The organism is Faecalibacillus sp. H12, assembly GCF_013361255.1.
Taxonomy (GTDB): Bacteria; Bacillota_I; Bacilli_A; order Erysipelotrichales; family Coprobacillaceae; genus Faecalibacillus; species Faecalibacillus intestinalis.
On record NZ_JABWDK010000002.1, the window covers coordinates 265,902 to 278,222 of the forward strand.

The 12,321-nt window shown below is 39.4% G+C and carries 7 protein-coding genes and 1 pseudogene; all 8 read left to right on the top strand.

Features of this window, described 5'->3' with window-relative positions; genetic code table 11:
* Positions 1-5: 5 nt before the first annotated feature.
* A pseudogene (locus HUU89_RS15430) lies at positions 6-4,616 on the top strand (DEAD/DEAH box helicase family protein); the annotation flags it as partial.
* 80 nt (positions 4,617-4,696) lie between these two features.
* Positions 4,697-7,447 carry a YodL domain-containing protein gene (locus HUU89_RS04360; protein WP_175301083.1) on the top strand — a complete coding sequence of 917 codons (2,751 nt, stop codon included), beginning with the start codon at positions 4,697-4,699 and terminating at the stop codon, positions 7,445-7,447.
* A gap of 17 nt (positions 7,448-7,464) precedes the next feature.
* The gene (locus HUU89_RS04365) at positions 7,465-7,632 is read left to right on the top strand and encodes a hypothetical protein (RefSeq protein ID WP_008371602.1); all 168 of its coding nucleotides are present in this window, start codon (positions 7,465-7,467) and stop codon (positions 7,630-7,632) included.
* Positions 7,620-7,790 (top strand): helix-turn-helix domain-containing protein, encoded by a 171-nt coding sequence (locus tag HUU89_RS04370; protein ID WP_008371604.1) that lies wholly within the window; start codon positions 7,620-7,622, stop codon positions 7,788-7,790. Before HUU89_RS04365 ends, HUU89_RS04370 begins: the two co-directional genes overlap by 13 nt.
* Positions 7,791-7,905: 115 nt before the next feature.
* Positions 7,906-8,586, top strand: coding sequence for a GTP pyrophosphokinase family protein (locus HUU89_RS04375; protein ID WP_175301084.1), 681 nt, complete (start codon positions 7,906-7,908; stop codon positions 8,584-8,586).
* A gap of 35 nt (positions 8,587-8,621) precedes the next feature.
* On the top strand, positions 8,622-10,181 hold the full coding sequence (cls, locus tag HUU89_RS04380) for a cardiolipin synthase (RefSeq protein ID WP_117502253.1): 1,560 nt from the start codon (positions 8,622-8,624) through the stop codon (positions 10,179-10,181).
* 253 nt (positions 10,182-10,434) lie between these two features.
* On the top strand, positions 10,435-11,799 hold the full coding sequence (locus HUU89_RS04385) for a citrate/2-methylcitrate synthase (protein WP_172679323.1): 1,365 nt from the start codon (positions 10,435-10,437) through the stop codon (positions 11,797-11,799).
* A 1-nt stretch (position 11,800) separates the two neighbouring features.
* Positions 11,801-12,226 (top strand): MarR family winged helix-turn-helix transcriptional regulator, encoded by a 426-nt coding sequence (locus HUU89_RS04390; protein ID WP_173702063.1) that lies wholly within the window; start codon positions 11,801-11,803, stop codon positions 12,224-12,226.
* The last annotated feature ends 95 nt before the right edge of the window (positions 12,227-12,321 follow it).

Consider the following 12,321-nt stretch of genomic DNA (forward strand, 5'->3'; position numbering starts at 1 on the left):
CAGAGGAATATGCTGCAGCCAGAGCTTCCACGTTAAATGCTCATTATACACAGCCGATTGTGATTGAAAGTATGTATCAGGTGTTGGAGAATCTGGGATTTACAAAAGGAAATATCCTGGAGCCGTCTATGGGAGTCGGGAACTTCTTTGGAATGCTTCCAGAGAATCTAAATCAGTCCAAACTCTATGGTGTGGAACTGGACAGTATCAGCGGTAGAATTGCAAAGCTACTCTATCCAGATGCCAATATTCAGATCAAAGGTTTTGAGAAGACAGATTATCCTAATGATTTTTTTGATGTGGCGATTGGAAATGTGCCATTTGGTGCATACAAGGTCAATGACCGTCAGTATGATCGCTACAATTTCATGATCCATGATTACTTTCTCGCCAAGACGATAGATCAGTTACGTCCAGGTGGTGTGGCGGCACTGATCACAACAAAGGGAACTATGGATAAGGCGTCACCGGAAGTCCGGAAATATCTGGCAGAGCGGGCAGATCTGTTGGGAGCAATCCGACTGCCGAACACAGCTTTTAAGGCAAATGCGGGAACAGAAGTCAGTGCTGATATCTTGTTTTTCCAAAAGAGGGAAAGCCTTACGAAAGAAATGCCGGAATGGATAAATCTGGATAGTGATGTCAATGGAATTACGGTCAATCAGTATTTTGTTCAGCATCCGGAAATGATTCTGGGTGAGATGAAAGAAGTGTCCGGTCCGTATGGTATGGAAACAACCTGTGCTCCAATGGAAGGAGCTGATTTGGAATTACAGTTACAAGAAGCTGTGAAACAAATTAAGGGAAGCATGGTACCGGCAGTAGATGTGGAAACAGAACTGGATGAGATGCCAGAGAGTATTCCGGCTGATCCGAATGTTAGAAATTACAGCTATACGGTGGTAGATGATCAGGTATATTATCGTGTCAACTCTTTGATGAATCAGGTGAAAATGCCTGCAGCCACTGCAGAACGTGTAAAAGGCATGGTTGCAATCCGTGATACCGTTCGTGAGCTGATCGCCATGCAGATGGAAGAATTTGTCACAGACGAAGAAATCCAAAAACAGCAGGAAAAACTGAATCAGGTGTATGATACCTACACAGCAAAGTATGGAGTTATTGGAAGTAATGCTAATAAACGGGCATTTTCTGATGACTCTTCTTATTGTCTGCTGTGTTCCCTGGAAGACTTGAATGAAGATGGAACATTGAAGCGGAAAGCGGACATGTTCACCAAACGAACCATCAAAAAGGCGGTTGCTGTGACAAGTGTGGAGACAGCCACAGAAGCACTTGCTCTGTCTTTAAATGAAAGGGCTAAAGTAGATCTCCCATATATGGCACAGCTGACCGGAAAGACCGAAGAGAAAATTACAGAAGAGCTGGTTGGAGTTATCTTCAAAAATCCACTGACAGACCAGTGGGAAAGCGGAGATGAATATCTCTCCGGAAATGTTAGGGATAAATTAAATACTGCGAGAACTTTTGCAGAGAATCATCCGGAATTCACATCGAATGTGCGTGCACTAGAGGCAGTTCAGCCGAGAGACCTGGAAGCATCGGAGATTGAAGTGCGTATTGGAGCTACCTGGATTGAACCTTCGGATTATCAGGATTTTATGCAAGAAACATTGCATACACCATGGTATCTGCTTCAGAAAGAAATACAGGTGAAATTCTCTGAGGTAAATGGTGAGTGGAGGATTACAGGAAAGAATGCCGACAGTCCCCAAAATGCGTTTGCCTATGCAACGTATGGAACTGAGAGAGCAAATGCCTATAAGATTCTGGAAGATACCCTGAACCTGAAAGATGTACGCATCTATGATAAGAGTGTCAATGAAAATGGTGATGAGATCCGTGTCCTTAATAAGAAAGAAACCATGCTGGCATCACAGAAGCAGGATGCCATGAAAGCAGCATTTAAGGACTGGATTTTTAAAGACCAGCAGAGACGAGAGAGGCTGGTAAAAGTGTACAATGAACGATTTAACAGCATCCGTCCCCGTGAATACGATGGCAGTCATTTGACTTTCCCAGGAATGAATCCGGAAATTGAACTTCGCCCACATCAGAAAAACGCTGTCGCACATCAGCTTTATGGAGAGAATGTGCTTCTTGCTCATGTAGTAGGAGCTGGAAAGACCTACGAAATGGTAGCGGCGGCAATGGAGAGCAAACGCCTGGGATTATCTCAGAAAAACCTCTTTGTCGTGCCAAACCATTTGACGGAGCAGTGGGGTGCAGAATTCCTACAGTTATATCCGGGAGCCAATATCCTGGTTGCAACCAAGAAAGATTTTGAACCAGCAAACCGAAAGAAGTTCTGTGCCCGGATCGCTATGGGAAATTATGATGCTATTATCATTGGACATTCCCAGTTTGAGCGTATTCCAATCTCTGATGAACGTCAGGAAGCCATGTTACGGAAGCAGATTGATGATCTGGAAATGGCAATTCAGAGTGCAAGGTATGAACAGGATGGCGGACATTATACCGTCAAACAGATTGAAAAGACCAGAAAGACACTGCAGACAAGGCTGGAAAAGCTGAATCAGAAAGAAAAAAAAGATCAGGTAGTTACGTTTGAAGAACTGGGAGTAGATCACTTGTATGTAGATGAAGCACACAGCTATAAAAATGCGTTTCTCTATACAAAAATGAGGAATGTAGCCGGGATTGCACAGAACGAAGCACAGAAGTCGGCAGATATGTTCAATAAATGTCAGTATCTGGATGAGATTACAGGAGGAAAAGGCATTACTTTTGCTACAGGCACACCAATCAGTAATAGCATGACGGAATTATATGTTATGCAGCGGTATCTGCAGAACAGTAAATTACAAAATATGGGACTTGGACTGTTTGATTCCTGGGCTTCTACCTTTGGAGAAGTTGTCACGAGCATCGAACTTGCACCGGAAGGAACTGGATATCGAGCAAAATCAAGATTCGCCAGATTCTATAATATCCCAGAACTGATGAATATGTTCAAGGAGATTGCAGATATTAAGACTTCCGATCAATTAAAGCTTCCAGTGCCGGAAGCGGAATATGAAACAGTGGTGCTGAAACCAACAGAACAGCAGAAAGAAATCGTAGAAAGTCTGGGAGAACGTGCAGAAGTTGTCAGAAACGGCGGGGTAGATGCCTCGGTTGATAATATGCTGAAAATTACCAATGACGGAAGGAAGTTAGCACTGGATCAGCGTTTGGTGAACGAATTATTGCCAGATAATCCGGAAAGTAAAATAGCAGTCTGTGCAGAGAAAAGCTATGAAATCTGGAAAGATACAGCAGAACAGAAATCAGCACAGTTGATTTTCTGTGATTTGAGCACACCAAAAGGCGATGGCAGTTTTAATGTCTACGATGATCTGAAACGGAAGCTGATGGAAAAAGGAGTGCCGGAAAAAGAGATTGCGTTTATTCATGATGCAAATACAGAAGCAAAGAAGACGGAGCTGTTTGGAAAAGTAAAATCCGGACAGGTTCGTTTTTTGATTGGTTCAACTGCAAAAATGGGCGCTGGAACTAATGTGCAGGACCGTTTGATTGCTCTGCATCATCTGGATATTGGCTGGAAACCGTCTGACTTGGAACAGAGGGAAGGACGTATCATCCGTCAGGGAAACCATAATAAAAAGGTTCATATCTTCCGATATGTAACAGAATCCACATTCGACAGTTATATGTGGCAGTTGATTGAGAATAAGCAGAAATTTATTTCTCAGATTATGACCAGCAAAGCACCTGTGCGAAGTTGCGAAGATGTGGATGAAGCGGCACTTTCCTATGCAGAGGTCAAGGCACTTGCAACCGGAAATCCAGCAGTAAAAGAGAAGATGGCATTGGATGTGGATGTGGCGAAATTAAAGCTTTTAAAAGCGAACCACATGAATAACCAATACCGACTGGAAGATGATATTGCAAGGAATTTCCCGCAACAGATTGCAAAACTGACGGAGATTATTGCCAGCTACAAGGCAGATATCGCTCATTTTTCTGAGCATAAAATTACAGATCCAGAGCAGTTTTCTATGGAAATCAGTGGCAAAGTGTTCACAGAAAAGAAAGAGGCAGGTATGGCACTTCTGGCGGTCTGCAAAGACATTAAGTCTGTAGATGTAACTATGGACATTGGAAGCTATCAGGGATTCAGCATGAGAATCCAATTCGACAGCTGGAGCAAAGAGTTTATCCTGTCTGTAAAGCATGAATCGGTAGCTAAAGTTCGGTTGGGGGCAGATGCCCTAGGAAATATCACTCGTATCAATAATCTTTTGGAAAGCTATCCGGAGAAACTGGCAGAAGCAGAGCAACGGCTGGAAACGGTACAGGAGCAACTGGCAAATGCCAAAGAGGAAGTCGGGAAGCCATTTCCAAAAGAAGAGGAACTGAACCAAAAACTGGAGCGTCTGTCAGAACTAAATGCACTTCTCAATATGGATGAGCGAGAAGATACAGAAACAGAGCAGTCGGAATCAAAAGAGAAAGAAGAAAGACCGGCACGAGGTTCTATCCATGAGAAGCTGCAGATTTATAAAGAAAAGAGTCAGCGGGAAAGTGAAAGTGGCAAGGAAACCAGAAAACGGGACTTCGGTTTGGAATAAGTAAACAGGAAAGATGGCATAATTTGGTAGAAGAAGGTTCTGCCGGTTATGCCATTTTTTAGAACACAGGAGGAATTTGAATGGCGAGAAATATGATAACAGGAAAAGAAACGCAGAAAATGCAGGAATATACGCAGGAACAGATAGACCGTGCAGAACACATGGAAATAGAGATTCCAGCGGATGTAAAGGAACAGATTTTTGAATATGCAAATCTGATTGGTGAGGAAGAAAAAGTAAGGATGTTGGTAAGAACCCTTTCTGATGCACTCAGCCAGAAAGACAATGATAAAGTCGAGGAACTTCTGGATGATGCAAAAATGGATATTCAGGACTTACCAGATCCAACCATCGGCAAGCTGGAATTACGTGATTATGGATATACAGCAGAAGACATGGTGCCGCTCAGAAAAGAAGCAGCCTTAGATTATCACAGGATGGGTTCTAAGATTTATTGCTTGGGCAGCGATGGCGGTAAGGGAGAGTATGCAAGTAAGGAAATGATACAGGCACATGAAGGTCTGTTTGGCATGGAATCACAGATGTGGGAACGGATAAGGAATCAGGATCTGGATTATGCAGACGAAGATTTTGGAGTATTTCAGGAACCGATGAGTGTGATCAATCAGGAAGAAGCACTGAAATTATACGATGCCGGAGCAGATATCTATCTGATCACTAATTTTTCGTCACCGATCTATGTCACGGAACGCATGGAAATTGAACGAGGACCGGAGCATTATCAGATGTCCATGGCAGAACTGGAGCGTTTCCGTAACCTGGAATGGGAAATGCAGAAATATCCACAGATTCAGTCTTTGAAAGAGGCAAACCTGTTGTTAGGAACTAGGCGAACCTTTGGTATTTATCAGATCAAGGATGATTCACCGGGCGAAAACTATGCATTTATGAATATGCGCTTTATTGAAAGTCATGGTATGCAGATAAAAAAAGAAGATTATAAGCTGGTCTATGTTGGAGACTTATCGGGAAATATGTCACTGGGAGATATTTTTGAAAGGTTCAACATTGACAGACCGGAAGACTTCCGAGGACATTCCCTGTCTGTCAGTGATATCGTAGTTCTGAATGACGGGGAAAAAGTAACAGCTCATTTTGTAGACAGTATCAGTTTTGAACAACTGGATTCTTTCCTGAATCTGGAAGAACAGGTTCTTAGTGAACTGGCATATGAGGTAGGAGAACGTTACTTTGCTATTCAGAGAACAGAAGAAGGATACGATTATTCCTTTTACGATGAAGATTTCCGTCTGATGGATGGTGGCGTCTATGAAAATGATGAAATTTCTATTAAAGAAGCGGCAGAGGAACTTCTGGAAGACGAAGGCTGGACTGGAGAACGCATCCGTGGAGATTATGATCAGCTGATGGAAAAAGTAGAAGAAATGGATGAGGTTGTAATGGCGGAGATTCAGAACAGCCAGGGAGAATATAAGCCGTTGGCAAAGGTGGAGGAACTGGAAGAGGTGAATTATAACATGATTGATAATGTCCTCAATAATATGCCGCCGAAGAAAGAACCGTATCTGGAATACTTTGCGGCAGAATGCGATGAGTTCCATGATATGGGGGCTTATGAAAAAAGTACCGATGTTAATCAAATTGCTGCAGTCTATGAAAAATATAGGGAGAATCCTGAAAATGCCTATCGAGTATGCAGTATGGGGATTATCTATCGTGATCCGGAAGACAGCTTTTATGATGAGGCTGAATTTTCTATTGTAAAGGGAAATACGGTTCACGGTGATTATATGGATGATATTCGATTCTTTGGAGAACTTCCAATAATTCGGGAAGGTATAGAGAAGATTCATGAAGCATTGCCGGACTATAAATATGTACCCATGCGGGATGTCAGGGAAGCAATGTATCCAGAGAAAATGAACACAGAACAGCTGGCAGAGGCACTGGATGAGATCGCAGAAGCTTTTGATCCGTATGAATATCGGGATAATGTGGAGCCGGGAGAGAACACGGTACAAGAGGTAATGCTGGATTTGCAGAGTGGTAATACGCATTCTTATATTTCTTATTTGAAGGACATTGTAGAGGAAGAATGTGATCTGTCAGTCCGTGCTGGAGTATTGGTCGAGCGATTGAAGTCCTATGAACCGGAACTTCCAAAAGATATGGAGCCGATGGTGTATGTGAATTATTGTGAGAAAAGTGAGTTGGGGAGTCCAAGATATCAAAAGTTATCTGATCTGGATTCCAAAACCGTAGAACAGGACAAAGCCTGGTATGCTGACCGTGATCCAAACACCAACGAACCAAAAACGACAGCACAGATGTTTTTTACAGTATATTATGCTGAGAAGGGTGATAAGATGCTGCACCATTTTCAAGGTAAGATAGAGATTGGTACCGGAAACGGTGGTATCATCAGTCAGTTAAAGATGCAGAATGAAATGAAATTGACAGATGAAAGCTGGATTAGTTATCAGCAAGGAAAAGGTAATGAAGAGTATCAGAAGTATATGGAAGATCTGACGGATATGCAGAATCATGTTCTGCCGTATTTGCAGAGCTTTTGCAGTCTGGAAGAAAAAGGTGTGAAGGAGAGACGAGAACAGCAGGTGACAGAGAAAAATGAGAGCAGAGAAGCTGTGTCAAGAGCCGGCGTTGAAGCAAATACAGCAGTTAAGGACGCAGGGAAAGCTGAAAGAAAGCCAGTAGCACAAAAGAGAGCAATGACGGGAAAAGAGAAGAAACCATCAATCCATGAACGCTTGGAAATCAATAAGAAAATTATCCAGGAAAAGCAGGGAAAAGATAAGCTGGAGAGAGGGGCTGATTTGGGTGTAAGATAAACAATAAAGCCTGGTAGATGATTTTAAAAGATTATTTACCAGGTGTTTTTGTGAAAATCTTAGAAAACAATAACAAATCAAACAACCTAGAAGAAAACTTAATTTTGGTTGAAACTATTCCGATAAAAGAATATACTTATAATAGGCTTGTTGTATCGTTTGGAGGAAAATTATGGATTATATAACAACGATCGAAATGTCAAAAATATGGGGAATTTCATCTAGAAGAATTTCTCTTTTATGTAGCCAGGGAAGAGTGCCTGGAGCAGAGAAAAAGGGAAAGACTTGGCTAATACCAAAAGATGCGGTAAAGCCAACAGATCCTCGAAAGAAAAACAGATGACGTATTGGAGGTTATAATGCTTATGGGAAGACCAGAAGATTCCAGCGCTTGTGCACTTCACAAGACTTGGATATACCTATATGTCAATTAAAGATGAAGTAGAAAGGAAAGTACCATGACAAAGGATGAAGTAAAAAAACTCTGGAGGGACAGTCCGGAATCACTACAGTTTTTAAATAATGCTACAAAATTTTATAATTTAATGATGATGTATCGTTGTGCTATTCGGGAGATACAAACTAAACTTGAGGTTTTGGATGATGAATTTTCAGTTGAGAACAATCGAAATCCTATTTCTTTTATAAAAACAAGGATTAAGAAGCCCAATAGTATTTACAATAAATTGCAGAAAATGGGACATGATTTTACAACAGAAAATATACAGACATATTTAAATGATGTAGCAGGCGTTCGAATAGTTTGTGCGTTTATTGACGATATTTATATGATATCAGATTTGATTACCCAACAGGATGATATTAAAGTTATTGAAATAAAAGATTATATAAAAAATCCAAAACCAAATGGTTATCGAAGCTATCATATGATTGTTGAAATACCAGTATTTTTTGCTAAGGGTAAAACACCTATGCGTGTAGAATTACAGATCCGAACCAATGGTATGGATTTCTGGGCAACATTGGAACATCAACTTCGCTATAAAAAAGGAATTGAAGAAATGCCTGGTTATGATGAGATAAGTGAAGAATTACTTCATTCTGCAAGATCTATCATTGAAGCGGATAATGAAATGCAGAGAATAAAAGACAAAATTGGTATGTTTCATGAAATTTAGGCAGAAAACTGAGCAAGTAGGAAGGTGGAATATATATGAAGCAAGATACTTTAGAGGGCAAAGCAAAAACAAAAAATGGGGTAAAACGGCTGTGTTTTTCCATAGTCTGCATTCTTCTGGAAGTAATTTTTATTATTACTATCGTAACACGCTTGAATGAATATGCAGAAATTATAAATTTATTTACAAGGATTTTGAGTGGAATCTTGGTTTTGGGATTGTACGCATCAGATAAGACCTCTTCTATGAAAATGCCGTGGGTCATCTTAATTCTAATCTTCCCAATTATGGGTGTAGGCCTGTATTTGTTGATTGGTTTGAATGGTGGCACACATAAAATGCGTGAGCGATATGCAGAAATTGATAGCAAATTGTTACCAATGCTTCCGGACAGTCAGGAGTGTTTGAGCAAAATAAAAGAAACAATTCCGAAAGCAGGAAATATAGCAAGTTACATACAAAGAAATTCGCAGTATCCAATCTATCAGAATACGGACATTGTGTATTTTGATGAAGCAGTGAAAGGACTAGAGGCACAGCTTAAGGATTTGGAGAAAGCACAGAAGTTTATCTTTATGGAATATCATGCGATAGAAGACGCTGAAGCATGGCATAAGATTCAAGATGTTCTGGAAGAGCGAGTAAAAGCAGGTGTGGAAGTTAGAGTATTCTACGATGATATGGGTTCTATAGGCTTTATTAACACAGATTTTGTGAAAAAGATGGAAGCAATAGGAATTCATTGCCGTGTATTCAATCCGTTTATGCCAGGTTTAAATCTGTTTTTGAACAATCGTGATCATAGAAAAATAACAGTTATTGATGGAAAAGTCGGATTTACAGGTGGATATAATCTAGCAAACGAATATTTTAATTACACACACCCGTATGGACAGTGGAAAGATACAGGTATTCGTTTAGAAGGAGATGCTGTTCAGTCGCTTACGGTGACATTTTTGGAAATGTGGAATGCAGTAAGTGATAAGGATGCTAATGATTCTGATTTTAGTAAATACCTTTTCCACTATGATTATGCGGCACAGCAAACTGGGTTTGTTCAACCTTATGCAGACAGCCCTATGGATAATGAGCAAGTCGGAGAAGAAGTTTATATCAGTATGATAAATAAAGCTGAAAAATATTGTTGGTTTATGACTCCATATCTAATCATAACAGATGAAATGACGCATGCGTTATGTCTGGCTGCTAAGCGAGGGGTAGACGTAAGAATTATCACACCTGGTATCCCTGATAAAAAATTCATTTATAATATAACTCGTTCTTTTTATCATGGATTAGTTAAACATGGTGTTCGTGTTTATGAGTGGACTCCTGGTTTCTGTCATGCAAAAATGAGTGTGGCAGATGACTGTATGGCAACCTGTGGAACAATTAATCTGGATTATCGAAGTTTATATCACCATTTTGAAAACGGCTGTTTTATGGCAGATTGTCAGGCAGTTGTGGAAATAAAAAATGATCTGATAAGAACGATGGGAGAATGTCGTGATGTGACAGACCAATATCAAACCGGACGAAGTGCATATTTGCGACTGGGACAATTATTTATGAGATTATTTGCTGGATTGCTATAAGAATCTGATGAAACGACCTTTCAAAAAAAGTTGATTTAGAAGTTAACTGTTTTTGAAAGGCCGTTTTTGCTATATCTAACAGTCTGTTGTACAAAGAAGATTTTGCATGGATGAAAAAACAAACCTTGTTGAGGTTAAATTGAGTTTTCCATTGTATTGTATTGCTAATGAATAAGAATAAGAAAAAGAACAGACAATGCTGAATGCACTGGAAACAAGAATATCTGAGTATAGTATGTAAGTTCGTAACAGAATGAAAGGAGCGATTCAAATGAGCAATTTGGAAAATTATATGAAACAGCAAGCAATTTTTTGTGAACAAAATGATAGCATTAGTAAGAATCTGTATTCAGAGTATGGTGTAAAAAGAGGCTTACGAGATGAAAAAGGCCAAGGTGTGTTGACGGGGCTTACAAATATTTCTGATATAAAAGCTTTTGAATATCGTGATGGAGTAAAGAGTCCATGTGATGGCGAGTTATCTTATCGTGGTTATAATATAAAAGATTTAGTAACAGGAAGTAAAGGAAAAAGGTTTGTCTTTGAAGAAGGAGCATATCTTCTTTTATTCGGAGAATTGCCAACTGATACACAGTTAATGGAATTTCAGGGAAGACTATCTGATTGTATGGAACTACCGACTAACTTTACCAGAGATGTCATTATGAAAGCACCTACATCAGATATTATGGGTTCTATGACTCGAAGTATTCTTACATTGGGCTCTTACGATAAGGAAAAAGAAAGTCTTGAAATTCCGAATGTGCTAAGGCAGAGTATGCAGTTGATCGCAGCATTTCCTATGTTAGCAGTATATGCATACCATGCTTATTGTCATTATGAAAAAAACGAAAGTATGTATATTCATAGACCTGAAAAAGATTTATCTATTGCTGAAAATTTCCTGCGCCTATTAAGACCAGATACAAAATTCACAGAACTGGAAGCAAGAGTACTGGATATAGCATTATTGTTACATATGGAACATGGTGGTGGTAACAATTCTACATTCACTACACGGGTAGTAACATCTTCAGGTTCAGATACTTATTCTGTTATTTCAGCAGCAATGTCATCCTTAAAAGGAAAAAAACATGGCGGTGCAAATCTGATGGTAATGAATATGATGGATGATATTAAAAGTCATGTGAAAGATTATGAAGACGAAGAGGAAATTGCATCATATCTGAGTAAGATTTTGAAGAAAGAGGCGTTTGATCAGAAAGGACTTATTTATGGAATGGGACATGCTGTATATTCTATTTCAGATCCGAGAGAAAGGGTGTTCAAAGGCTTTGTAGAACAACTCGCAAGGGATAAAGGACGTGAGAAAGATATGACCCTTTATAACAATATTGAGAAGATTGCACCTAAGTTGATTGCAAAGCAGCGTCAGATATTCAAAGGAGTAAGTCCTAATATAGATTTCTATAGTGGTTTTGTGTATGACATGTTGAATATTCCAAGAGAATTGTACACGCCATTATTTGCGATAGCAAGAATTGCTGGTTGGAGTGCACATCGCCTAGAAGAATTGATAACTACAGATAAGATCATTCGCCCGGCATATAAGAGTCTAGTCAGCAAAAAAGAATATATAGAAAGAGAGGAACGATAATATGGGAGCAGGAACCAGTGCAGAGGAGTTTTTTTTAAAGAGCATCAATGTTGAAAGTATATTTGAATTTGTTGAAAGAACAGATTATTTGTTCCTTTATAGTATAAAGGAATGTGTTGAAAAATCAGACTGTCATGAAGGAGTATATCTTTCAGAAGTGGCAGAATACATGAAATTATCGATTCCAGAAACATCTAAGATGGTAAAAAATCTTGAAAATAAAGGATATATTATCTGGAAATTAGATGAAAAAAAAGAAAGAACGTACCTTGTTTTGACGAACAAGGCAATTGAATTAAGTAATTGTCAGAAAGAAAAAATGATAGAAGCTTATGAAAAAATCATATCGAATATACAAGAAGATGACCTGGCAGTTACACGGTGTACATTGAGAAAAATCCGACAGCTTATGGAAGAAATAAAATAGTGATTAATACAACGGAGTAAGAAAAGCTCCTTCATATATTAGAATAAAAATATGACTGTTTCTTTAAAAAGAAGCCTGTCATATTTTTTTATGAA